The organism is Pseudomonas sp. USTB-Z (assembly GCF_019691255.1).
GTDB classification, from domain to species: domain Bacteria; phylum Pseudomonadota; class Gammaproteobacteria; order Pseudomonadales; family Pseudomonadaceae; genus Aquipseudomonas; species Aquipseudomonas alloputida.
In genome coordinates, this window is record NZ_JAECZP010000005.1 from 118,782 (window position 1) to 142,398 (window position 23,617).

Consider the following 23,617-nt stretch of genomic DNA (forward strand, 5'->3'; position numbering starts at 1 on the left):
CTACTGCGGCGTCCCGAACAACCCTGTCCAGTAGATCCCTGCATCGCTCTTGGGGTCTATCGCATAGGCAGCGCCCAATTCACGGAAGTCCGGATTCATCAGCGTGGCGCAGTGCCCCGGGCTGTCCAGCCAGCCGTTGACGACCTTTTGCGCGGTGTCACGCCCGGCGGTGATATTTTCGCCGATCTGCTGGTACAGGTACCCGGCCAGTTCCGCCCGGTCACCGGGTGTGCGGCCATCTTTGTCGATGTGGTCGAAGAAGTTCTGGTTGGCCATGGCCCGTGTGTGGTTGGCGGCGACCCCGGCCAGCACTGTGCTCCAGCTCAGTGGCGGGGCGGCGGCAAACGGCTGGCCGCCGCATTGCCGTGGCACCTTGCGCGCGGCGTTGACCTCCTGCAGCACCTTCTGTCCCTCGGCCTGCCAGTCGCCCAGGCGGCCGCTGAGCAGCGGCCGTGCCAGCACGATGCGCCAGTCGCGGCCCTCCTGGCTGACGCCGATATCGACGAATTGCGGGTCGAGCACCACTTGGCAGAAGCTTTCCTCGATGGCATGCATGGCGGCGCGTGCGTCGCGTGGCCCCGACAGGCTGATGGCCTGGACGCTGACCATGGGGTAGGCGGCGCGGGTCATGGCCTGTTGCAGGTCGCGGGTGCCCTCTGGCGACAGCGCAAGGCGTGTGTCGCTGTTGAGCGGCGGCAGTTCCAACGACGCCTCGTCACCGCAGGGCTGGGCCTTGCTGCGGTAGACATTGATCGAATCGATCAACTGCGCCTCTTCGCCGGTGGCTGCCAGCGCCCCGGTCGAAACGACCAGGCCCAGTGACAAGGCGACAACGGATGTCAGGACGCGCATGTGGATCTCCCTATGACTGGCAGCGTCGTGGTGTGCGCTGCTCATCCTACACAAGCCCGGGGCTTTTGGCCCGAGGTCGTGCAAGGCAATGAAAACACCGGCAATCGTTACTGGCGGCAAAAGAGGGGGTAGACTCCAGGCCCGTGGAAAAGTGCGGTCAGGTACCAGTCATTCGTATCGAGCCCGCGTTGTCAGCCGTTTACGCGTCAATGGGCCAACGCCTGGTTCGGCTTGTAGAACAGGAAGTGGGTGGTCTGCGCGGTCTTGCGATAAGCCTTCGCCCAGTCGGGGCGCACCGTGCGGTCGTGAAAGTACAATGCACCGCCGGTGGGGTCTTTCAACTGCTGGTTCAGCGCCTTGCGTGCGATCTCTTTGGCAACGTTGTAGCGTTGCGGTTCCTCGACCTGGTCCGGGCGCCCGTCACACCACCATGAGAACTGACAGGCCTTGGTCTCCACCCCCTGTTTGACTACCGCGCAGATGGTATCGGGAAAGCCATCGTGGCCCAGGCGGTTGAGCACCACACTGGCCACCGCGGTCATGTCTTTGGCGTCGGCGCCCTTGGCTTCCCAGTAGATGGTACGTGCCAGGCAGGTGATGCTGTCATCCAGCGGCGCCTGGCCAGCCGGGTCCACTGCTTGCGTTTCGCCTGGGGTCAGTTTCTCTGCCTTCCTGGGGGGCGGCGCATCTTCGACGACCTTTTCTTCAAGCACTGCGGCCTTGTCCTCGGCAACGGCGGCCTTGGCTGGATCAGCGGCATACAGGGGGGCTGCGAGCAGGGCCGAGGTCAAGCCGATCAGCATCAAGTGAAGGCGCATGGGCACATTACCAGGCAGTGGGCAGAATTTCAGTCTAGCCAAGCGTAAGCATTAATACCAAAGGCAGGGTGGCGGCGGCAGCCACGGTCTGCAGGGCAATGAGGGTGGCCATCAGTGGCGCGTTGCCGCCCATTTGCCGGGCCATGACATAAGATGACGAAGCGGTTGGCAGCGCCTGGAACAACACTGCCACCACCGCTGCCTGGCCACTCAGGCCGAGCAGCCGGCAAACGCCCCAGGTGGTCAGTGGCATGACCAGGAACTTGAACGTCGATGCTGCCATCAGCGGCCGTACCTGCTGGCCGAGGCTGGCGCCGCCCAGGGCAGCGCCGACACACAGCAGGCCCAAAGGCAGTGCGGCCTGGCCCAAGGCCTTGACCGTGGCGTCGATACCGGCCGGCAAGCCCAGCCCCGTGGCCCGTAGCACCAGCCCCCCTGCGCAGCCGACGATCAACGGGTTGGCGAAGATCGCCCGAAGCACCGTGGCGGGCGAACTGTGACGGGCGCTGAAGCGGGCAAACACCAGTACGCAGAGCAGGTTGACCAAGGGCACGATGGCAGCGTTGGCCACCGCCGCCAGGGCAATCCCGGCGCTGCCGTAGATGCCCGCAGCCAGGGTGGCACCGATGTAGTTGTTGAAGCGGATACCGCCCTGAAACACCGAAGTGAAGTCGGCACCCTCATGGTTCGCCGCGCCCTGATACAGCATCAGCAATACGGCACCGGCCAGGGTCGAGAGCATCAGTGCGCCGGCCATGCCCAGCACCGGTATGCCATCGAGGTTGGCAGTGGCCAGGCCATGGAGGAACAGCGACGGTAGCAGGACGTAGTAGCTCAGGCGCTCGGCGCCAGGCCAGAAGCTCTCGGCAAGAAAACCGCGAAGGCGCAGGAAGGTACCCAGCGCTATCAGCAGGATGATGGGGAGCAGGGTGGTCAGCAGCAAGTGCAGCATGGTCAGCATTCCGTGGTCGGGTACGTGCACAGACTACGGGGGCGGATCAATCTGTAAAAACGTTGTTTTCTTCAGTGACCGTTGAGGAAAAATGCATGTTGGTGGGTGCAGATCGCGCTTTGGAGCAGCCTGGGGTCAGGCTTCCAGGGCGGTCTTCAACACCGCACTCAAATGCCGCCGCTGGCTTTTTTCATGCTCCAGCAACACCACCCGCCGGGTCAGCTGCGGCTCGCCAAACGGCAGGCAGGTGGCGGGTGGCAAGCGTTGCAGGTCGTCATCTGCCATGGGGATGACCGCCACGCCCAGGCCCATCACCGCCATGCGCGCCAGGGCTTCCTGGCTGTCCAGTTCCATCAGTTCGCTTACCTGCACCTGCTGGCGGCGTAGTTCCTGCTCGATCTGCCGGCCGGCCCAGGCTCGCTTGTCGAAGCGCAGGAAAGGCTGGCTGGCCAGCAACTGCGGCACGCTATACCCGGCCAGCTCAGGGCTGGCAATGGCCCAGAAGCGGTCCTCGAACAGCGGTGTAAAGTCCAGGTTCTGCGGGTAAGGGCTGACCGGTTCGGTGGTGATCGCGGCATCGAGCTCACCGTCTTCCACGCGCCGCGCCAGCTCCGCCGACATGCCCGAGGCCACGCTGATGTGTAGCTGCGGGTGATGGGCCTTGATCCACACCAGTGCCTTGGGCAAACGCCGCGCCAGCACCGTGTGGATCGCCCCCAGGCGCAAGCGGCCGCGCAGGCTTGGGCCGCTGGCCAGGGCATCGGCCAGTTCGTCATAGGCAGCCAGAAGGCTTTCGGCGCGGGCCACCGCCAACTGGCCGGCTTCGGTCAGCACCACCTGCCTGCGGCTACGGTCGAACAAGGTCACCTTCAGTTCGTCTTCGAGGGTTTTGATGTGCAGGCTGACCGCCGAGGGGGTGAGGCTGAGCAGGTCGGCGGCGCGGGCAAAGGTGCCGTGGCGGGCGATGGTCACCAAGGTGCGCAGGGCTTTCAGGGACATGCGGTTGAGGTCCGGTTCTCAGCTGACAGAGGCATATTGTCAGGCCCGGCCCTCTCGCAGCACAAGGCTGCTCCCAGGCCGTGCCGATACGGCTCAGCGACTGCTACGCCCATAGGCCTGGCTGATCCGGTCGATCACCATGGCCAGGGCGACAATTGCCAGCCCGGCCTCCATCCCTTGGCCAACATTCAAGGTCTGGATCCCCGCCAGCACATCCTCACCCAACCCACGGGCGCCGATCATCGACGCCACGACCACCATCGACAAGGCCATCATGACCGACTGGTTGAGCCCGGCCATGATACTCGGCAGCGCCAGGGGCAGGGCGATGCGCCGCAACCGCTGCCAGCGGCTTGCGCCAAGGCCGTGTGCGGCCTGCAGCAACGAGGGGTCGATCTGGCTCAAGCCCAGCTCGGTCAACCGCACCAGCGGCGGCAGGGCGTAGATCAGCGTGGCGAACACGGCAGGCACCTTGCCCAGGCCAAACAGCATCAGCACCGGGATCAGGTAAACGAACGCAGGTAGCGTCTGCATCACATCGAGGACCGGCAACAGCAGCCGCCTGGCCAGTGGCCGGGCGGCCAGCAGGATGCCCAGCGGTACACCCACCAGTACGCACAGGCCGGTACTGACCAGCACCAGGGCCAGGGTCTGCAGCAGCTTGTCCCAGAGCCCGAGCATACCGATCAAGGCCAGCAGCGCGACCAGCACGGCGCTGCGCAGCAGGCTGCGGCTGGCGTGCCAGGCCAGCAGACCCACCAGCAACAACAACAGCCACCAAGGCAACAGACGCAACAGGTTCTCCAGGCCGACCAGCAGTTGCAGCAACTGGTCAGAAAAACTGCGCAGGTGGTCGCCGTAGTTCAATACCAACCCGTCGACCAGGCGGTTGATGCTGTCGGCAAAGGAAAACTGCAGGGTCTGCGGGAAACCGCTGCTCACAGGCTGGCCTCGACCTTGGCGGCGATGTCCGCCGGCAGCCAGGCTTTCCACACCTCGCGGTGATCGCGCAGGAAGGTGAGGGCGGCTTCGCGTGGGGGCGTGCGTTTTTCGCTCATGACGGCCAGGGCCTTGTTCAGGCGATCGATGGGCAGGTTGACCTGTTCGAACACACTGACCAAGTCTGGGTAGTTTTCGCGAAAGGCTTTGGACACGCCGATCGACAACTTTGCCGGCAGCGAGCGGCTGCCTTTCGGGTTGGGGTTGGCGGGGTCGGTGAGGGTGGCCCAGGCCTGGGCATCGAACGGGGGTTCTTCCAGCCGGATGAGCTTGTAGCGCCCCATCAGCGGGGTCGGGTTCCAGTAGTAGAACAGCACAGGTTTGCCGCGCCGGATAGCCGAACCGATCTCGGCGTCCATCGCGGCGCCGGAGCCACTGCGGAAGTTGTTGTAGAGGCCATCCAGGCCATAGGCCTTGAGCTTTTGGCTGTTGACGGTTTCAGACGTCCAGCCGCTTGGGCTGTTGAGAAAACGCCCTTTACCGGGCGATTCGGGGTCAGAAAATACCTGCGGGTAACGCTTGAGGTCCTCGACACTGTGCAGCTCAGGCGCCACGGGCTTCAGGTTGCGTGCGGCATCGCCCTCGATCACATAGGCCGGTACCCACCAACCTTCCTCTGCATTTTTGACCGTATCGCCCAGTGCGAACACTTGGCCGGCCTGTTCGGCCTTGACCCAGGCAGGGCTGCGCCCGGCCCATTCCTCGGCGATCACTTGCAGGTCATTGCGCGCCAGGGCCACCTCCATGCTGACCGTGCTGCCAGGCAGGGTGTCGGTGCTGTAGCCGTAGCCGCGCTCCACGATCAGGCGCAGGATCTCGGTGGTGAGGGCGCCGCTTTCCCAGCCGATGGCACCAAAATGGATAGGCGCAGGCTGTTCTGCCGATGCGGCGCTGTCCGTGCTGGCCAGGCCCACCGTCAACAGCAGCCCGGCCAGCAGCGCTGGAAATCTCTTCATGTAAACCTCGTCGTTCGCCACGCCTTGGCGGTGGGGGCAAGTGTAGACGACGAGGTTCTGTCAGTTTCAGGGCCACTGGCGTGGCCCCGTTCGCTTCAGACGCGGAACTGGTCCATCAGCGCTTGCTGCTGGTTGGCCAGGCTGTTCAGCGACTGGCTGACCCGCGCCGACTCGTTGGCCTGGCCTGACAGGGATTCAGTGACATCACGAATGGTCGCCACGTTGCTGTTGATTTCCTCGGCTACCGCGCTTTGCTCCTCGGCGGCAGAGGCGATCTGCAGGTTCATGTCGGTGATCACCGTCACCGCCTGGCCAATGCGCTGCAATGCCGTGACGGCTTGGCCGACCTGCTCCACGCCACCTTGGGCCTGGCGGTGGCTGTGGTCCATGGCGCCGACCACTTCGCGGGTGCCATTCTGCAGGGCTTCGATGACCTGACGGGTTTCTTCCACCGACTCCTGAGTGCGCTGGGCCAGGTTGCGCACCTCATCGGCGACCACGGCAAAGCCACGGCCGGCCTCTCCGGCGCGGGCAGCTTCGATGGCAGCGTTGAGTGCCAGCAGGTTGGTCTGTTCGGCGATCGAGCGGATCACTTCCAGTACCGAGCCGATCTTCTCGCTGTTCTGCGCCAGGCCTTCTATTTCGGCCATGGTGTCGCTCATGTTGGCGGCCAGGGCACCGATGCTGCTGGTGGTGCGGTCGATTACCGCCAAGCCCTCGCGGGTGGCCTGGTCGGCATCGCGCGCCGCCTGTGCAGCCTGGGCGGCGCTGCGGGCAACGTCCTGGGCGGTGGCGCTCATTTCATGCGAGGCGGTGGCCACCTGGTCGACCTGGCGGTACTGCTGCTCCATGCCGGCGCTGGTTTCAGTGGCAATCGCCGAGGACTGGTCGGCCGTGCCTCGGGCGGCCTGCACCGAGCGTTTGACCTCGGCGATGGTTGGCTGCAACTTGTCGAGGAAGCGGTTGAACCAGCCGGCCAGTTCGCCCAGTTCGTCCTGTTTCTGGTAGGTCAGGCGACGGGTCAGGTCGCCTTCGCCGCTGGCAATGTCCTTGAGCATGGCGGCCACGCCGAGGATCGGCCGGGTAACCCCGCGGGCCATCAGCCATACCAGCAGCAGGCCGACAATGGCGGCGGCCAGGCCCAGGCTCAGTTCCAGCAAGGTGCCGCTGGTATTGAGCGCGTCAAGTTCCAGCTTCAGGGTTTCGGCCGGCCCGGTCAGGGCGTTTTCCGGCACATCCAGCAACACGCCCCAGGGCTGGGCGTCCGGGATTGGCCGGAATGCCGCCAGCACCTTCAGGCGCTGCCGGTCGTGGAGGATGGTCAGCTTGCCATCGGCCAGCTTGCGCACCAGCTCGGCGCCTTTGGTCGTGTCTACCTGGTCGAAGCGCTGGGCCAGCTTGCTGGCATCGGCGCTGTAGCCGGCCAGCAGGCCGACCGGGGTCAGAATGCCGACCGTGGTGCGGCCTTCGTAGAGGCTGCGGCTGGCCTCTTGGCTCAGCGCCTGCAGGCTATTGAGGTTGATGTCGATGGACAGGGTGGCAATGATCTTGCCGTTGACCGCCAGCGGGAACACGATGCTGGTCATCAGCACCTGCTGGCCATCGATGTCGTAGAAGTACGGCTCTACCACGCACACCTTGCCGGAGGTGCGTGGGCATACCCACCAGGTGTTGGCCGGCTGGCCGCTGGGGCCGATCTCGGTGTTGGCCATGTCATGTTCGGGCAGGGCCATCGCGGTCAACTGGCCGGCGCGTGGCTGCGACCAGTACAGGGCAAAGCGCCCGGTTTCGTTGCTGCCCAATGCTGCCTTGCCGGCAAACAGGCTGTCCTTGTTGTCCAGGGCATTGGGCTCGAATACCAGTGACAGGCCGAGCAGGTCGGGGTTGGCTTGCAGTGCGGCGCGTACCTGGCGGGTCATGTCCTCGCGCAGGTCGAAGGCATCGAGAAAGCGCTTTTCGGCCTGCTCGCGCAGGAACAGCACCTGACGGGCGAAGCCGGCGCCGTACTGGTAGGCATCCATGAACTGGCGGCGAATGTTCAGCGCTTGCACTTCACCTTGTGACTCGATACGCGACTGCGCCGCCTCGGTCAGCATCTGCATGCTGCTGGCCTTGACCAGGTCCGAACTGTGATCCATGCGGTACAGCGACAGGCCGACGAGCAAGGTGACGATAGCGGCCAGACAGAGACCGGCGAGCAGGGTGATCTTCCACTGGATGGAAAGTTGTCGCAAAGGCATGGGGGCGGATCCCTTTTTTGGCATTAAGGGTTATGGCTTTATCTGCGGTGGGGCCGGGAGGTGCCAAAGCGCTGCGGCCAGGCACCTCGCTGCCTCCCTCAATATCGGCCCCTGCCGTTTTTTCTTTATTCAAACATTCAATTTAAATTTGACCGCCACTAATGCCCCGCATCAAGGCGCTTTTGACATCTGCCGCCTACTGCTTCAGAGTTCGCGCTTTTTTCTGTCGTAATGAGGTAAGCCAACCATGAATGCAGTGATCGCCGCGGTCGGCATCATGCTGATACTCAGCCTGTCCCGCGTGCACGTGGTCATCGCCCTGATCATCGGCGCCCTGGCCGGTGGGCTGGTGGGCGGCCTGGGCATCGAAGGCACGCTCAAGGCCTTCAACGGTGGCCTCGGCGGTGGTGCCACGGTGGCTTTGTCCTATGCACTGCTGGGTGCCTTTGCCGTGGCAATCGCCAAGTCTGGCCTGGCCCATGCGCTGGCCGACCGCGCCCTGGTCATGATCGACCGGCAGGACGACGCCAAGGGCGGCAAGGTCAAATGGCTGATGATCGGCCTGATGCTGGTGGTGGCCGTGTCGTCCCAGAACATCCTGCCTATCCACATTGCCTTCATCCCGCTGCTGGTGCCACCTCTGTTGTACGTGCTGACTCGCCTGCGTATCGACCGCCGGCTGATCGCCTGTGTGATCACCTTTGGCCTGATCACCCCGTACATGTTCCTGCCGGTGGGCTTCGGCAACATCTTCCTCAACGAGATCCTGTTGGCCAATGTGGCCCGCGCGGGTGTCGATGTGAGCGGCGTCAACGTCACCCACGCCATGGCCGTCCCGGCTGCCGGCATGCTCGTCGGCCTGCTGGTGGCGGTGTTCATCAGCTACCGCAAGAAGCGTGACTACGACCTGGCGCGGATCCAGCAGGTGGAGCAGGTGAGCGTGCAGTACAACCCGCTGACCTTGCTGGTGGCCGGGCTGGCGATCGCTGCAGCCTTCATTGTCCAGCTGTTGCTGGACTCGATGATCATCGGTGCCATGGTCGGTTTCCTGATCTTCTCGCTGTCGGGCATCGTCAAGTGGAAAGAGACCGACGACCTGTTCACCGAAGGCATGAAGATGATGGCCATGATCGGTTTCATCATGATTACCGCGTCCGGTTTTGCCGAGGTGATGAAGGCCACCGGTGAGGTGAAGAGCCTGGTGGAAACCTCGGCGCAGTGGATCGACCACAGCAAGGGCGTCGGTGCCCTGCTGATGCTGTTGGTAGGCCTTTTGGTGACGATGGGGATCGGCTCGTCGTTCTCCACCGTGCCGATCCTGGCGGCGATTTTCGTGCCACTGTGCGTACAACTGGGCTTCGACCCGTTGGCCACGGTGTGCATCATTGGTACTGCCGGTGCGCTGGGTGATGCAGGTTCGCCGGCCTCGGACTCGACCCTGGGCCCGACCTCGGGCCTGAACGTGGATGGCCAGCACCACCACATCTGGGACACCGTGGTGCCGACCTTCATCCATTACAACCTGCCGCTGCTGGCGTTCGGTTGGTTGGCGGCGATGACCTTGTAAGGCGGGGGAGGGCGTCAGCCCTTGTCGGGCGGCGGCGAGATGCGATTGAGCACGGTGCTGCCGTCCTTGCTGCGGGTCAGGTAGACCGGCAGGACTTTGGGCAGGTTGTTGACCAGGCGCCCCACTTCACGGGTGTTGTAGATGCCGCTGATGCGAATGCGGCCGGTGCTGGCATCGGCCAGTAGCAGCGGGGCGTCGAGGTAGCGGTTTATCACCGGCAGCGCCTGTTCCAGGCTCAGGTTGTCGAGCACCAGCTTGCCGCTGCGCCATGCCAGGCTGTTGCCATAGTCGTCGCTTTGCTCCAGCTGCGGCTCGAAGTCGCCCTTGTGGTAGCTGGCCTGCATGCCAGGGCCAAGGCGATAGCCACCGGCACTGCCCTCACTGGACACCAGCACTGAACCTTCCACCAGGGTGACCTTCACCTGGTCCTGGTACTTCCACACGTTGAACTGGGTGCCGGTGACCCGGGTCTGGCCACTGCCGGCACGCACGATGAACGGGTGGCTGCTGTCGTGTCGCACCTTGAAGAACGCCTCGCCGCGCTTGAGCGTGACCTGGCGCTGGTCCTTGTAGTTGAGGAAGGTGAGCTCGGTGTGCAGGTTGAGCTGTACCGTGCTGCCGTCGCTGAGCTCCACGGTCTGCATGCGGTCACCGGCTTCGACGTGCTGGTAGTGGTTGGGCAACCAGCCCTGTTCCCACCCCATCCAGCCGGCCAGCGGCAGCACTGCCAGGGCGATGGCCGCAGCAGACGCCAGCGGCCGCCAGCTGCGGGGGCGGGTGGCGTGTTTGGCGGGTGAGTTGAAGTCGATGACGGTGGCGCTGCGCGGCAGCAGGTCGGCTGTTTGCCAGATTTCCAGCATCGCCTGATATTCTTCGGCATGCCGCGGGTCGGCCGCCAACCAGCCAGCGAATGCTTCACGCTCGGCCTGCGTGCAGTCGTCGGCGTGCAGGCGCATGCACCAATGCGCTGCGGCGTCGGTGATGGCATCGTCTGGGCTGGGATTGAGGCGGTCGTGGTTCATTGCGGCTCCGGGTTTTGCGCATTCTACCCTTGCGAGAGGGCTCCCGAGAACCAATGTACTGGCGAATGACTATCAGTTGTGCCGGTTTTTCGTCGGATTGACCACGGTTTTTCAGCGTTTGAGAACCCTTCGCGGGCAAAAGACGATGTCTGCAATCGCTTCCGGGGCGGCCTGGTGCGGCGAAGAGGTCAGTGTTTGCAGTACCGATTCGGTAACCTGTACCGGCCCTCTTCGCAGCACACGGCTGCCCTTGCAACAAGCGCGTCAGTGAAACACCGGTCAGAACTGTGCGGCCTCTAGCCCATAAAGGCTGCCACTACCGGCCCGAATGCTCGCCTCCAGCCCCAACCCCCGCGGCAAGACCCGCTGGAAATAGAACGTCGCACAGGCAAGCTTCGCACCATGAAACGCCTCGTCCTCATCACGTTTGGCCAGCGCCACCGCCGCCATCCGCGCCCACATGTACGCATAGGCCGTCAGCCCGAACAGCTGCAGGTACTCAACGGCTACCGCGCTGACCAGGTTGGCATCCTCGCCAGCCTGCGCCCGCAGCCAGCTGCTGGTGGCCTCGAGCCGCGCCAGGCTCGCCTGCAGGGCCTCGCGGTGCAAGGGCGCATCCACACTGAAGGCCCGCACTTCGCTGGCAAAGCTGGCCAACGCCTGACCACCGTCGGCCAGCACCTTGCGCCCCAGCAGATCAAGGGCCTGAATGCCGTTGGTACCTTCATAGATTTGCGCAATGCGCACGTCTCGCACCCGTTGCTCCTGGCCCCATTCGCGAATGTAGCCATGACCGCCATACACCTGCTGGCCAAGCACGCAGCTTTCCAGACCGTTGTCGGTGAAGAATGCCTTGGCCACCGGTGTCAGCAGTGCCACCAGGCGCTGGGCATGCTCGCGTTCGCCAGCGTCCTCGGCATAGCGCGCCACGTCCAGTTGCTGGCCAACGTAGACGGCGAACGCCCGACCTGCTTCGGTGAGGGTGCGCATGGTCAGCAGCATGCGCCGCACATCACCATGGTGGATGATCGGGTCGGCCACCTTGTCGTGTGCCTGCGGGCCAGTCGCTGCGCGGCTCTGCAGGCGCTCGTTGGCATAGCGGGCGGCGCTCTGGTAGGAGGCTTCGGCACAACCGATGCCCTGTATGCCGATGGACAGGCGCTCGTAGTTCATCATGGTGAACATCGCTGCCAGGCCCTTGTTCGGTTCGCCCACCAGGTAACCGATGGCACCGTCAAAGTTCATGACGCAGGTCGCCGAGGCCTTGATGCCCATCTTGTGTTCGATCGAGCCACAATGGACAGCATTGCGCGCGCCCAGGCGGCCATCGGCCTCGACCAGGAATTTGGGGACCAGAAACAGCGATATGCCTTTGGCACCGGCGGGCGCATCCGGCAGCTTGGCCAGCACCAGGTGGACGATGTTCTCGGTCAGGTCCTGCTCGCCGCCGGTAATGAAGATCTTGCTGCCACTGATGCGCACGCTGCCATCGGCCTGAGGCTCGGCGCGGGTGCGGATCAGCCCCAGGTCAGTGCCGGCATGGGGTTCGGTCAGGCACATGGTGCCGGCCCAGCGGCCTTCGTACAGCGGTGGCAGGTAAGTGGCCTTGAGCGCTTCGCTGGCGTGGGCATCGATCGCCAGGCAACTGCCTGCGCTCAATGCCGAATACAGGCTGAAGCTGCAGTCAGCTGCGTAGAGCATCTCTTCGAACAGCACGGCGAGCATCTTTGGCATGCCCATGCCGCCGTGTTCCGGGTTGCCACCCAAGCCGACCCAGCCACCTTCGCGGTAGGTGTTCCAGGCCTCGCGAAAGCCTTCGGGGGTGGTGACTTGGCCTGCGTCGAAGCACACACCTTGCTCGTCACCGTTGCGGCTGAGCGGGGCGATCAGCTGGCCGGTGACTTTGGATGCTTCCTCGAGAATGGCGTCGGCAGTGTCGGCATCGATGCGTTCGGCCAGGGCGGGCAGTCGGGCCCACAGGCCTGAAGCGTTGAACACGTCATGCAGGACGAAGCGCATGTCGCGCAGGGGGGCGGAATAGGTGGTCATCGGCAGCTCTTGCAATAGTGGGGGAGGGTTGGGCGTGCGCTGAACCTTCAGGCGCAGGCGTGTGCTGCACCTGAAGGGGAGCGGCTACGGCATCAGAGGGCCTTGGCCCGGTCGCGCAGCACGTACTTCTGGATCTTGCCGGTCGAGGTCTTGGGCAGTTCGCCGAACACCACGGTCTTCGGCACCTTGAACCCGGCCAGGTGCTCGCGGCACCAACTGGTGATGTCGGCTTCACGGGTGTCCTCTCGGCCCGGCTTCAGGGCAACGAAGGCGCACGGGGTTTCCCCCCATTTTTCATCCGGGCGTGCCACCACGGCGGCTTCCAGCACTGCCGGGTGCTTGTACAGGGCGTCTTCGACCTCGATGGTGGAGATGTTTTCGCCACCGGAAATGATGATGTCCTTGAGCCGGTCCTTGATCTCGATATAGCCGTCGGCATGCCACACGGCCAGGTCGCCGGTGTGGAACCAGCCGCCACGGAAGGCTTCGGCGGTGGCTTCAGGGTTTTTCAGGTAACCCTTCATCACCGTGTTGCCGCGCATGAAGATTTCGCCCAGGGTATTGCCGTCGCGGGGTACTGGCTGAAGGGTTTGCGGGTCGGCGACCATCAGGCCATCGAGGGTCGGGTAGCGCACGCCTTGGCGAGACTTGATGCGTGCACGCTCTTCCAGCGAAAGCGTGTCCCATTCGTCATGCCAGGCACACACGGTCACCGGGCCATAAACCTCGGTCAGGCCGTAGGTGTGGGTGACCTTGATGCCCATTTCTTCCACGGCGCCGATGACCTTGGCCGGTGGAGCGGCGCCGGCGACCATGGCCTGCACCGGGTGCTCGATGGCTGCCTTGGCCGCCTCGGGCATGTTGACCAGCGCGTTGAGCACGATCGGCGCACCGCACAGGTGGCTGACTTTGTGCTCGCGGATCAGGGTCAGGATCTTCTGCGGGTCGACCCGGCGCAGGAACACATGGGTGCCGGCCAGGGCGGTGATGGTCCAGGGGTAGCACCAGCCGTTGCAGTGGAACATCGGCAACGTCCACAGGTACACCGGGCGGTGGCCCATGGCCCAGGTCATCTGGTTGCCCAGTGCGTTCAGGTAGGCGCCACGGTGGTGGTAGACCACGCCCTTGGGGTTGCCGGTGGTGCCGGAGGTGTAGTTCAGCGAAATGGCCTGCCACTCGTCATCGGGCCATTCCCAGGCAAATTCCGGGTCGCCTTCGTTGAGCAGGGCCTCATAGTCCAGCTGGCTGACCGCGCGGCCTTCGCCGTACTCCGGGTCATCCACATCAACCACCAGCGGCGGGTGTTCAAGCAGTGCCAGAGCGCCTTCGATGACCGCATGGAACTCGCGGTCGGTGATCAGCACTTTGGCCTCGCCATGCTGCAGCATGAAGGCGATGGCCTCGGCATCCAGGCGCACGTTCAGGGTATTGAGCACGGCACCGGTCATGGGTACGCCGAAGTGCGCCTCGAGCATGGTCGGGGTGTTGGGCAGCATCACTGCCACGGTGTCGCCACGGCCAATGCCACGACCGGCCAGAGCGCTGGCCAGGCGCCGACAGCGTTGGTAGGTTTCTTGCCAGTTGCGGCGGATGGCGCCGTGGATGACGGCCGGGTAGTTGCCGTAAACGGCAGCGGTGCGTTCGATGAAGCTCAGCGGGGTGAGGGCGACATGGTTGACGGCAGCGGGCATCAGGCCCTGGGCATAGATCGACATGCGGTAATCCTGTAAGGGAGGCAGACGCAGCCTGTGCACCTGGCCCCCGATGGCTGATTGTTAGCTCTGTTCAGGGTGCAGGGGGCGGACGGTGGGCCGCCCCCTCTGTCGCAGTTTTACGCGAGTCGCTATGGTATTAGGAATATCGACTATAGCAATATAGTAAAACTACTATAAAAACAGGCCGCCTACTGTGGATGACACTGCTTACCCCTTGCTTGCCAAAGACCCACAACCCAGTCTGTTGCTGGCCAGTGATGCAAGCCCGCTGGCACTCAACCCGGCATTGCAGGCCTGGGTCGCCGAAGGGCCTGAGCTGGCTTGCTGGCTGCCGGCCAATTGCGCTGCCCTGGTGCGTGCCTGTCTGCGCCAGCATCGGGCGATCAGCGATGTGGAAGTGCAGGTCGGCGAACGCATCGTGCTGTGGACGTTCATGCCGGACAACCAGGGCCAGCAGGTGCTGGGCCGCTGCCGCGATGCCAGCGAAGAGCGCCATGGCGCACGCGAAGCCAGCCGCGCCCGGCGCCTGTATCGGCTGATCATCGAAAACACCACCGACCTGATTTCCCGGCACAGCCCCGATGGCCGCTTTCTCGATGCCTCACCGGCAGCCTACCGCCTGCTCGGCCTGTGGCCCGAGCAGCTGCGTGGCATGCCTGTACATACCCTGCTGCATCCGCGCGAACGGCGTCAGGTGCTGCGTCAGGCCGCTGCCGCGCTGGACCAGGACGGCTACCACACGATGACTTGCCGGGTACGCCAGGCGACAGGTGACTACCGCTGGTTCGAAATCGCCAGCCGGGCGATCCGCGAGACCTACACCGGCGCGGTGGTGGAGGTGGTCAGCGTGTCCCGCGACATCACCTTGCGCATCGAAGCGCAGGAAAGCCTGGCGCACAGTGCCCGCCTCGCGACCTTGGGCGAGCTGGCCTCGGGCATCGCCCACGAGATCAATCAGCCACTGGCCGCGGTGGTCAACTATGCCAACGCCAGTCAGCGTTACCTGCAGGGCCTGGAACGTGATCCCCAGGCGCGCGAGCGGGTTGGCCAGGGCCTGCAGCGTATCAGCGAACAGGCCACCCATGCCGCCGAAGTGATCCGCCGTCTGCGTGCCTTTCTGCGCAAGGAACCGCGCCGCCTGCAGGCACTGGACGTGGCCGAGCTGGCCGGCGAAGCCATGCGCCTGTGCGCCTGGGAAGCCGCGCGGGACCAGGTGCAGGTGGAACTTCGCATGAGCGCTCAACTGCCCTTGGTGTATGCCGACCGGGTGCTGCTGGAGCAGGTGCTGCTCAACCTGCTGCGCAATGCCATCGATGCCAATCGCGAGCAGCAGGGTGAGCGGCCGTCACGTATCCTGCTCTGCGCGGCGCGCGATGGCGATGGGGTGCTGGTCGAGGTCGCCGACCAGGGCCCGGGCGTGGCACCGGAGCGGCTGGATGAAATCTTTACGCCGTTTACCACCAGCAAGGCCGACGGCCTGGGCTTGGGCTTGAGCATGAGCCGCAGCCTGATCGAAGGCTTCGGTGGCAGCCTGTGGGCGCGGGCGGGTGACAGCGGCGGTCTGGTACTGTGCTGCCGGCTGGCGGTCAGCAGGGAATAAGGGGAGGCAGTGTTGCAAGCAAAAGTGTATGTGGTCGATGACGACCAGGGTATGCGCGACTCTACGGTCTGGCTGCTGCAGTCGGTGGGCCTGCAAGCCTTGCCATTCGCCAGCGGGCAGGCGTTTCTCGACGCCTGCGTCGATGATGGGCCCGCGTGTGTGCTGTTGGATGTGCGCATGCCGGGGCTGGGCGGGTTGGCTGTGCAGCAGGCGATGCGCGAGCGTGGCCTGATGGTGCCGGTGATCTTCGTCAGCGGTCATGCCGATGTCCCGATCGTGGTGCGGGCGTTCAAGGCCGGCGCCTGCGACTTCATCGAAAAACCCTACAACGACCAGTTGCTGCTCGACAGCGTTCAGGCTGCGCTGGAGCACGCCGGGCTGGCGCGACAGGGCGATCAGGCGCTGGCCTTGGTGCAGGCGCGCATCGACGGCCTGACGCCGCGTGAGCGAGACGTCTTCGTACCGCTGGCCCAAGGGTTGAACAACCGCGAGATTGCCGAGCAGTTGGGCATCAGCGTCAAGACCGTGGACCTGTACCGAGGCCGGGTGATGAAGCGGTTGCAGGCAGGCAGCCTCGCAGAGCTGGTGGGGATGGCGATTGCTTGCGGGGCGGTGGAGGCGCTGGGCCTGCGAGCGCAATAGCCGCCTTTACGTAGCCCCTGGCAGGGGCGGCGTTGTGTGTCGCGATGGGCCGCGATGCGCGCCTGCTGGGGGCGGTGTGACAGCCAGAAAACACCCACTATTTCATAGCTAGCTAATGAAAGCTTTGACATTCACTGCCTAGGCAGTAATATTTCTACACACTTAACTGAGCAGCCAACGATGGCCCATTTTTCTCCCGAAAACTTCCAAACCTGCGCCATCGGCATGTTGCTTGGCCGTGCTGCGATTCTCAAAGACCGCATTCTTGACTGGCACCTGGAGTCAGAGGGCGTCACCGCCGCGCAGTTCAAAGTGCTGATCATCGTCACCCAGTACCAGGTGGATACCCCGGCCGAATTGTGCCGTTACCTGGGCCTGGACAGCGGATCGATGACCCGCATGCTCGACCGCCTCGAGCAGAAGGAACTGATTGTGCGCAACCGCTGCGCCGACGACCGTCGCCAGGTGCGCCTGGCACTCACCGCCGACGGCCAGCGCCTGGCCAACCGCCTGCCGGAAATTGGCGCCGCCGCCATGAACGAGTTGTGCGGCGTGCTGGCACCAGAGGAGCTCAAGACCCTGGAAGGCCTGCTGGCCAAGGTGCTGCTCGGTGCTGGCGACCCGCTGACGATCCGCCGCTTCGGCGACCGTTGAACCCTGTAACGAATTATCCAAGGTATTGTCATGGCCACTCCCGCAGACACCCCGACTCCCTCCGTCTCGCCCGAGCCGTCGCGCAAGCGCAAGGCTTGGTTGCTTGGCCTGCTGTTGCTGCTGATCCTGGCAGGGGTAGGCACCTGGGCCTGGTACAGCATTGTCGGGCGTTGGCACGAAAGCACCGACGATGCGTATGTCAACGGCAACGTGGTGGAGATCACCCCGCTGGTCGCTGGCACCGTTATCAGCATCGGGGCCGATGACGGCGACCTGGTCCACGCCGGCCAGGTGTTGCTGCAATTCGACCCGGCCGACAGCGAAGTGGCCTTGCAGTCCGCTGAAGCCAAGCTGGCACGCAGCGTGCGGCAGGTGCGCGGGCTGTACAGCAACGTCGACTCGCTGAAGGCTCAACTGGAAACGCGCCAAGCCGAACTGCGCAAGGCGCAGCAGGACTTCAACCGGCGCAAGGTGCTGGCTGACAGCGGTGCGATTGCCGCCGAAGAACTGTCCCATGCCCGCGACGACCTGAGCGTTGCCCAGGCTGCCGTCAACAGCGCGCGCCAACAGCTCAGCACCAGCAGCGCGCTGGTCGACGACACCGTGGTGTCCTCGCACCCCGATGTCATGGCTGCAGCTGCCGACCTGCGCCAGGCCTACCTCGACCACGCCCGCACCACGTTGGTCGCGCCGGTCACCGGCTACGTCGCCAAGCGTACCGTCCAGTTGGGCCAGCGCCTGCAGCCGGGCACCGCGACCATGGCGGTCATTCCGCTGGATCAGGTGTGGATCGATGCCAACTTCAAGGAAACCCAGCTGCGAGAGATGCGCATCGGCCAGCCGGTAGAAATCACCGCTGATGTGTACGGCAGCGAGGTCAAGTACAGCGGCACGGTCGACAGCCTTGGGGCGGGCACCGGTAGCGCCTTTGCCTTGCTGCCGGCGCAGAACGCAACCGGTAACTGGATCAAGATTGTCCAGCGAGTACCCGTGCGCATCCACCTCAGCCCCGACCAGCTCAAGGACCACCCGCTACGTATCGGCCTGTCCACCGTGGTTGAAGTCGACCTGCATGACCAGAGCGGCCCGACCCTGGCCCAGCAGCCACCGCAGAAGGCCAGCTACACCACCCAGGTGTATGACCACCAGATGATCGAAGCCGACAACCTGATCGCCCGGCTGATTCACGAGAACAGTGCAACCGGCAAGACGGCGCAACGATGAGCAACAACGCCGCTGCCCAGTTCACGCCGCCAAGTCTGCTGCTGACCACCATCGGCCTGTCGCTCGCGACGTTCATGCAGGTGCTGGACACCACCATCGCCAACGTGGCCCTGCCGACCATTTCCGGCAACCTGGGGGTGAGCTACGAGCAAGGCACCTGGGTCATCACCTCGTTCGCGGTGAGTAACGCTATCGCCTTGCCGCTGACCGGCTGGCTGAGCCGGCGCTTTGGTGAAGTGAAACTGTTCATCTGGGCCACGCTGCTGTTCGTGCTGGCTTCGTTCCTGTGCGGTATTGCCCAGTCGATGCCCGAGCTGGTCGGGTTTCGCGTCTTGCAGGGTGTGGTCGCCGGGCCGCTTTACCCGATGACGCAGACCCTGCTGATTGCTGTCTATCCCCCGGCAAAACGGGGGATGGCACTGGCGCTGCTGGCGATGGTCACGGTGGTGGCGCCGATTGCCGGGCCGATCCTTGGGGGCTGGATTACCGATAGCTACAGCTGGCCATGGATCTTCTTCATCAACGTGCCCATCGGCCTGTTCGCTGCTGCCGTGGTGCGCCAGCAGATGCGTACGCGCCCGGTGGTCACCAGCCGCCAGCCGATGGATTACATTGGCCTGCTGACCCTCATTATCGGCGTTGGGGCCTTGCAGGTAGTGCTGGACAAGGGCAACGATCTGGACTGGTTCGAGTCGTCGTTCATCATTGTCGGCAGCCTGGTTTCGGTGGTGTTCCTGGCGGTATTCGTGATCTGGGAACTGACCGACCGGCACCCGGTGGTCAACTTGCGCCTGTTTGTGCACCGCAACTTCCGCATTGGCACCATTGTGCTGGTCGGGGGGTATGCCGGGTTCTTCGGTATCAACCTGATCCTGCCGCAGTGGTTGCAGACGCAGATGGGCTATACCGCGACTTGGGCGGGACTGGCGGTGGCGCCGATCGGTTTGCTGCCGGTGATCATGTCGCCGTTCGTGGGCAAATATGCGCACCGTTTCGACCTGCGGGTGCTGGCTGGGTTGGCGTTCCTGGCGATTGGCACCAGTTGCTACATGCGGGCCGGTTTCACTAGTGAGGTGGACTTCCAGCACGTGGCCTTGGTGCAGTTGTTCATGGGGATTGGCGTGGCGTTGTTCTTCATGCCGACCTTGAGCATTCTGCTGTCTGACCTGCCGCCGCACCAGATTGCCGACGGTTCGGGGCTGGCGACTTTTCTGCGAACCTTGGGCGGGAGTTTTGCGGCTTCGTTGACTACCTGGATCTGGATTCGTCGGGCGGATCAGCACCATGCCTACCTGAGCGAGCACATCAGCCAGTTCGACCCGACGACGCGGCATACCCTTGAGCAGTTGGGCGGGGCCAGTCCGCAGAGTTATGCGCAGTTGGAGCAGATACTCAATGGGCAGGCTTACATGATGTCGACGGTGGATTACTTCACCTTGATGAGCTGGGTGTTTGCCGGGTTGATTCTGCTGGTGTTGTTCGCCAAGCCACCCTTTACCGCCAAGGCGGGCCCGGCATCGGCGGGGCATTGAGCTAAACAAGGCAAGATCCCGATGCTCTCGCTCTCGCTCTCGCTCTCGCTTCGGCTTTTGATTTTGATTTTGCTTCTAAGCGCGCGATAGCCCAGGCGCCGCGGATTGCGACTTCAGGAGGCCGAGCGTAGGGCTTGCGAAGGGAGGTGACGGGCATGGATGCCCGTCAAGCGCTGAGGCCCCATGGATGGGGCCTGCAGCGCGTACTCCCGGGAGCAAGACCGTAGCGAGGGAACCCCGGAGCGTAGCGCAGGGGCCGGATGACAGGAGCCAGCGTTTTTTGGTTACTTTTTGTCGCGTTTGACAAAAAGTGACCCGCCGTAAGGGCGGAAAGGTGACTGTGCGCCACCTGCGCGAATGAATACCTACTCGATGTGAATGCCCACATCCAAGAAGCAAGAAGCAAGAAGCAAGAAGCAAGAAGCAAGAAGCAAGAAGCAAGAAGCAAGAAGCAAGAAGCAAGAAGCAAATTCGTCTGTTTTGACTCAGCGAACAGTCCATTCGCGATGGCGACACAGACTCACCTTTTCGCCCTTACGGCGAGTCACTTTTTGTCAAACGCGACAAAAAGTAACCAAAAAACGCTGCGCTCCCATCATCCGGCCCCTGCGCTACGCTCCGGGGTTCCCTCACTCCGGCCTTGCTCCCGGCAGGACCGCGCCGAAGGCCCCATCCTGGGGCCTCAGCGCTTGACGGGCATCCATGCCCGTCACCTGCCTCCGCAAGGCCTGCGTTCGGCCTCCTGAAGTCGCGAAGATCAAGATCAAGATCAAGATCAAGATCAAGATCAAAAGCCAGATCAACAGCCAGATCAACAGCCACATCAACAGCAGAGGGTTGGCTGTGCTGATCTTCGTCATTCCAACGCAGCGCCATTTCGCCTATTGTCGATGCTCCCTTCCCCAAACCATTGGCAAACCCATGGAGAACGTCATTGTCATCACCGGCGGCAGCCGCGGCATCGGCGCCGCCACTGCGCTGTTGGCCGCCCGCCAGGGCTACCGCATCTGCATTAACTATCACGCCGATGACCAAGCCGCCGAAGCCATCCTCAGCCAGGTCCGCGCCCTGGGCGCCGAGGCCATCGCGGTGCGCGCCGACGTCAGCGTCGAAGATGAAATCATCCAGCTGTTCCTGCGCGTCGACGATGAGCTCGGCCCGATCACCGCACTGGTCAACAACGCCGGCACCATCGGCCAGCAGAGCAGGGTCGAGAACATGTCCGAGTTCCGTCTGCTGAACGTCATGAAGACCAACGTCGTCGGCCCCATGCTCTGCGCCAAGCACGCCCTGCTGCGCATGGCGCGCCGGCATGGCGGGCAAGGCGGGGCCATCGTCAACGTATCATCGGTCGCCGCACGCCTGGGTTCGCCCAACGAGTATGTCGACTATGCCGCCTCCAAGGGCGCGCTCGACACCTTCACAATCGGCCTGGCCAAAGAAGTGGCAGGCGAGGGCGTACGCGTCAATGGCGTACGACCAGGCTATATCCATACCGGTTTCCATGCGCTTTCGGGTGACCCGGATCGCGTCAGCAAGCTTGAACCTGGCTTGCCCATGGGCCGAGGAGGGTATCCCGAGGAAGTGGCCGAGGCCATCCTCTGGTTGCTCTCGGACAAAGCCTCCTATGCCACCGGCAGCTTCATCGACCTGGGCGGCGGGCGCTGAGCGCGCCCGTCAAGGTTCCAGCAGCTCGCGAACCCGCTCTGCCAGTGCTTCCAGTTCGAACGGCTTGGTCAACACCAACGTACCTTGCAGCAGTTGGCCGTCGCTGAGCGCCGCGCTCTCATCGTAACCGGTGATCAACAGCACCTTGAGGTCCGGGTAGCGCTCACGGCAGCGTTCGGCTACCTGGCGGCCATTCAGGCCGCCAGGCAGGCCGACATCGCTCAGCAGCAAGTCTGGCCGTTCGCCGCTTTGCAGGTGGGTGAGGGCAGACGGACCGTTCTCGAAGGCGTCCACCTGATAGCCCAGCTCTTCCAACACTTCGCCAATCACCAGGCGCAAGGCCGTCTGATCTTCAACCAACAGAATGCGTTTTGCAGTCTCGCTGCTTCTTTGCAAGAGCGCGCGCGGAGGTTTGCTGATTGGCGCCTGGGCTTGCTCGTGGTGGCGGGGTAACAGCAGCTCGATGCGGGTACCCTCGCCAGGCACCGACAGCACCCGTAATTGCCCACCCGACTGGCGCACGAAGCCATAGGTCATGGACAAACCCAGGCCGGTGCCCTGGCCCATCGGCTTGGTGGTGAAGAACGGCTCGACTGCGCGCTCGACAACTTCAGCCGACATGCCGCTACCGTTGTCGACGATGCTCAGCCGTACGAACTCGCTGGCCGGCAGTTCCAGTGCCACGGCCTGCTCGTCGTCAAGCAGCAGGTTGTCGCCGATGATCTCGATCACACCACCGGCAGGCATGGCATCGCGCGCGTTGATGCATAAGTTGAGCAAGGCGCTTTCCAGTTGGGGAGGGTCGATGAAGGTCGGCCACAGCTGGCTGGCAAAGCGGCTGCTCAGGGTAATCGCCGGGCCGATGGTGCGGCGCAGCAGGTCTTCCATGCCGGCCACCAAGGTGGCCACTTGCGTGGAGCAGGGTTGCAGGGTCTGCTGGCGGGAGAAGGCCAGCAGCCGGTGCACCAGCGAAGAGGCCCGCTGCGCCGCGCTGCTGGACAGCTCCAGCAAGGGCGCCAGGGCGTCGAAGCGTGACTGCTCAAGGCGTTGCCGCATCAGCTCCTGGGCGCCCAGGATGCCGCCCAGCAAGTTGTTGAAGTCGTGGGCTATGCCGCCACTGAGCTGGCCTACGGCTTCCATCTTCTGTGCCTGGCGCAGCGCCGCTTCGGCCTTGGCCAAGCGTTCCTGCTCCTGTACTCGCTCACTGATGTCATAGGCGAACAGAAACGCGCCATGTACCTCGCCTTCTGGGTCGCGCAAGGCGTTGAAGCGCAACTCATAATGGCGCAGCGCGGGGGGCTTGCCGAAGGTGCCGATCTCGATGAACTGCTCGCCTGCCAGGGCGCGCTGCCACATCGGCAGAACAGGCGTCTGGCCGGCGGCGCCATCCTCGAACAACCCGGGCAGGTATTCGCCGATTTCGGGTGTACTCCCGTACAGCAGGTGGAAGTCATGCCTGGCCTGGCGATTGACAGCCAGCCAGCGCAGGTCCTTGTCGATTACATGCACATTGACCACACTGTGATCGACCAGCTCGGCAAACAAGCGTCGCTCCGCCAGTGCGGCATTCACCCGTTGTTCGAGCTCTTCGTTCAGGCGCTGCAGGGCCTGCTCTGCACGCCGGCGTTCGGTGACATCCTTGAACAGTACCGCTACCTGGCGTTTCTCGGCAGGTTCTATGCGAAAAGTGGTCACCGACAGCACGTGGCCCGTGGCAATCAGTTCCTGCTCGAAGTGCAGCGGTTCGCCGGTGCGAAGCACCGCGCCATAGCGGGCCACCCAGTCATCCGCCTCATCGGGCACCATCTCCCGCAGTTTTTGCCCGACCACGTTGGGGATGCCGGCGTGTTTGGCATAGGCTGCGTTGGCCAGCACGTGCACGTAGTCACTCAGGGGGCCATGGGGGCCATCGAAGAACTCGATGATGCAGAAGCCTTCGTCCATGGTGTCGAACAGTGAGCGATAGAAGTCCTGGTCGTGCGCCTGGTGGCTTGCAAGCCGTTGCTCCAGCAGTGTGTTCTGTCGCTGGAGGTCTTCGACTTGTTGGCGCAGTGAGTTCAGATCACGAGAAGGCATGCCTGCGTCCGGCCAATGAAAAGTCCTGACTTTAACGTGTTCACCTGTAGGC

The 23,617-nt window shown here is 63.7% G+C and carries 18 protein-coding genes and 1 pseudogene; 7 read left to right on the forward strand and 12 right to left on the reverse strand.

The features are described from left to right. The 8 genes and pseudogenes from I8746_RS08005 to I8746_RS27500 all read right to left on the reverse strand — a co-directional run. Window positions 1–852, reverse strand: a complete 852-nt coding sequence (locus I8746_RS08005; protein ID WP_221100433.1) for a CAP domain-containing protein — start codon at window positions 850–852, stop codon at window positions 1–3. A gap of 206 nt (window positions 853–1,058) precedes the next feature. Continuing rightward, complete coding sequence (locus tag I8746_RS08010) at window positions 1,059–1,670, reverse strand: cell wall hydrolase (RefSeq protein ID WP_143493721.1); 612 nt, start codon at window positions 1,668–1,670, stop codon at window positions 1,059–1,061. Between the two features lie 34 nt (window positions 1,671–1,704). Then, complete coding sequence (locus I8746_RS08015; protein ID WP_003247787.1) at window positions 1,705–2,622, reverse strand: AEC family transporter; 918 nt, start codon at window positions 2,620–2,622, stop codon at window positions 1,705–1,707. 135 nt (window positions 2,623–2,757) lie between these two features. Beyond that, window positions 2,758–3,621, reverse strand: coding sequence for a LysR family transcriptional regulator (locus tag I8746_RS08020; protein WP_003247790.1), 864 nt, complete (start codon window positions 3,619–3,621; stop codon window positions 2,758–2,760). A 93-nt stretch (window positions 3,622–3,714) separates the two neighbouring features. Then, entirely contained in the window at window positions 3,715–4,563 is an 849-nt protein-coding gene (locus I8746_RS08025; protein ID WP_003247791.1) for a proline/glycine betaine ABC transporter permease, read from the reverse strand. Next, window positions 4,560–5,576, reverse strand: coding sequence for an ABC transporter substrate-binding protein (locus tag I8746_RS08030; RefSeq protein WP_192907393.1), 1,017 nt, complete (start codon window positions 5,574–5,576; stop codon window positions 4,560–4,562). The genes I8746_RS08025 and I8746_RS08030 overlap by 4 nt, the downstream gene beginning before the upstream one ends. A 95-nt stretch (window positions 5,577–5,671) precedes the next feature. Further along, window positions 5,672–6,427 carry a methyl-accepting chemotaxis protein gene (locus tag I8746_RS27495; protein ID WP_241792063.1) on the reverse strand — a complete coding sequence of 252 codons (756 nt, stop codon included), beginning with the start codon at window positions 6,425–6,427 and terminating at the stop codon, window positions 5,672–5,674. A 102-nt stretch (window positions 6,428–6,529) separates the two neighbouring features. Then, window positions 6,530–7,840, reverse strand: a pseudogene (locus I8746_RS27500) (HAMP domain-containing protein); the annotation flags it as partial. Between the two features lie 223 nt (window positions 7,841–8,063). On the opposite strand from I8746_RS27500, the gene I8746_RS08040 reads away from it, so the two are divergent. After that, entirely contained in the window at window positions 8,064–9,383 is a 1,320-nt protein-coding gene (locus I8746_RS08040) for a Na+/H+ antiporter family protein (RefSeq protein ID WP_004575306.1), read from the forward strand. A gap of 14 nt (window positions 9,384–9,397) precedes the next feature. Here the strand turns inward: I8746_RS08040 and I8746_RS08045 are convergent, their stop codons facing one another. The 3 genes from I8746_RS08045 to I8746_RS08055 all read right to left on the reverse strand — a co-directional run bounded on the left by I8746_RS08045 (window position 9,398) and on the right by I8746_RS08055 (window position 14,169). Beyond that, on the reverse strand, window positions 9,398–10,405 hold the full coding sequence (locus I8746_RS08045) for a FecR family protein (RefSeq protein ID WP_014753407.1): 1,008 nt from the start codon (window positions 10,403–10,405) through the stop codon (window positions 9,398–9,400). Between the two features lie 279 nt (window positions 10,406–10,684). Then, a complete protein-coding gene (locus tag I8746_RS08050; protein ID WP_221100435.1) occupies window positions 10,685–12,454 on the reverse strand; it encodes an acyl-CoA dehydrogenase C-terminal domain-containing protein in 1,770 nt (589 codons plus the stop codon). A gap of 92 nt (window positions 12,455–12,546) precedes the next feature. Next, on the reverse strand, window positions 12,547–14,169 hold the full coding sequence (locus I8746_RS08055) for an acyl-CoA synthetase (RefSeq protein WP_014753404.1): 1,623 nt from the start codon (window positions 14,167–14,169) through the stop codon (window positions 12,547–12,549). Window positions 14,170–14,362: 193 nt separating this feature from the next. Here I8746_RS08055 and I8746_RS08060 point away from each other — a divergent pair, with 193 nt between their 5' ends. The 6 genes from I8746_RS08060 (at window position 14,363) to I8746_RS08085 (ending at window position 21,489) form a co-directional block, all read left to right on the forward strand. Next, window positions 14,363–15,769: a sensor histidine kinase gene (locus tag I8746_RS08060; RefSeq protein ID WP_221100436.1), complete on the forward strand. Its 1,407-nt coding sequence runs from the start codon at window positions 14,363–14,365 to the stop codon at window positions 15,767–15,769. Between the two features lie 9 nt (window positions 15,770–15,778). Continuing rightward, window positions 15,779–16,411, forward strand: coding sequence for a response regulator transcription factor (locus tag I8746_RS08065; protein ID WP_221100437.1), 633 nt, complete (start codon window positions 15,779–15,781; stop codon window positions 16,409–16,411). A gap of 180 nt (window positions 16,412–16,591) precedes the next feature. Then, entirely contained in the window at window positions 16,592–17,065 is a 474-nt protein-coding gene (locus I8746_RS08070) for a MarR family winged helix-turn-helix transcriptional regulator (protein WP_003247811.1), read from the forward strand. Between the two features lie 30 nt (window positions 17,066–17,095). Next, the gene (locus I8746_RS08075; RefSeq protein ID WP_003247813.1) at window positions 17,096–18,289 is read left to right on the forward strand and encodes an HlyD family secretion protein; all 1,194 of its coding nucleotides are present in this window, start codon (window positions 17,096–17,098) and stop codon (window positions 18,287–18,289) included. Further along, window positions 18,286–19,821 carry a DHA2 family efflux MFS transporter permease subunit gene (locus tag I8746_RS08080; protein WP_088512711.1) on the forward strand — a complete coding sequence of 512 codons (1,536 nt, stop codon included), beginning with the start codon at window positions 18,286–18,288 and terminating at the stop codon, window positions 19,819–19,821. Before I8746_RS08075 ends, I8746_RS08080 begins: the two co-directional genes overlap by 4 nt. A 921-nt stretch (window positions 19,822–20,742) precedes the next feature. Continuing rightward, window positions 20,743–21,489 carry an SDR family oxidoreductase gene (locus tag I8746_RS08085; protein WP_121783638.1) on the forward strand — a complete coding sequence of 249 codons (747 nt, stop codon included), beginning with the start codon at window positions 20,743–20,745 and terminating at the stop codon, window positions 21,487–21,489. Window positions 21,490–21,498: 9 nt separating this feature from the next. Here the strand turns inward: I8746_RS08085 and I8746_RS08090 are convergent, their stop codons facing one another. After that, the gene (locus I8746_RS08090) at window positions 21,499–23,565 is read right to left on the reverse strand and encodes a PAS domain-containing protein (protein WP_192907397.1); all 2,067 of its coding nucleotides are present in this window, start codon (window positions 23,563–23,565) and stop codon (window positions 21,499–21,501) included. Window positions 23,566–23,617 lie beyond the last annotated feature (52 nt).

Bases quoted from the DNA above. Each gene is read 5' to 3' on its own strand.
- I8746_RS08015 (WP_003247787.1), bottom strand. From the start codon at position 2,622: ATGCTGCACTTGCTGCTGACCACCCTGCTCCCCATCATCCTGCTGATA.
- I8746_RS08050 (WP_221100435.1), bottom strand. From the start codon at position 12,454: ATGACCACCTATTCCGCCCCCCTGCGCGACATGCGCTTCGTCCTGCAT.
- I8746_RS08075 (WP_003247813.1), top strand. From the start codon at position 17,096: ATGGCCACTCCCGCAGACACCCCGACTCCCTCCGTCTCGCCCGAGCCG.
- I8746_RS08030 (WP_192907393.1), bottom strand. From the start codon at position 5,576: ATGAAGAGATTTCCAGCGCTGCTGGCCGGGCTGCTGTTGACGGTGGGC.
- I8746_RS08085 (WP_121783638.1), top strand. From the start codon at position 20,743: ATGGAGAACGTCATTGTCATCACCGGCGGCAGCCGCGGCATCGGCGCC.
- I8746_RS08055 (WP_014753404.1), bottom strand. From the start codon at position 14,169: ATGTCGATCTATGCCCAGGGCCTGATGCCCGCTGCCGTCAACCATGTC.
- I8746_RS27495 (WP_241792063.1), bottom strand. From the start codon at position 6,427: ATGGAGCAGCAGTACCGCCAGGTCGACCAGGTGGCCACCGCCTCGCAT.
- I8746_RS08080 (WP_088512711.1), top strand. From the start codon at position 18,286: ATGAGCAACAACGCCGCTGCCCAGTTCACGCCGCCAAGTCTGCTGCTG.
- I8746_RS08045 (WP_014753407.1), bottom strand. From the start codon at position 10,405: ATGAACCACGACCGCCTCAATCCCAGCCCAGACGATGCCATCACCGAC.
- I8746_RS08090 (WP_192907397.1), bottom strand. From the start codon at position 23,565: ATGCCTTCTCGTGATCTGAACTCACTGCGCCAACAAGTCGAAGACCTC.
- I8746_RS08070 (WP_003247811.1), top strand. From the start codon at position 16,592: ATGGCCCATTTTTCTCCCGAAAACTTCCAAACCTGCGCCATCGGCATG.
- I8746_RS08040 (WP_004575306.1), top strand. From the start codon at position 8,064: ATGAATGCAGTGATCGCCGCGGTCGGCATCATGCTGATACTCAGCCTG.
- I8746_RS08005 (WP_221100433.1), bottom strand. From the start codon at position 852: ATGCGCGTCCTGACATCCGTTGTCGCCTTGTCACTGGGCCTGGTCGTT.
- I8746_RS08010 (WP_143493721.1), bottom strand. From the start codon at position 1,670: ATGCGCCTTCACTTGATGCTGATCGGCTTGACCTCGGCCCTGCTCGCA.
- I8746_RS08020 (WP_003247790.1), bottom strand. From the start codon at position 3,621: ATGTCCCTGAAAGCCCTGCGCACCTTGGTGACCATCGCCCGCCACGGC.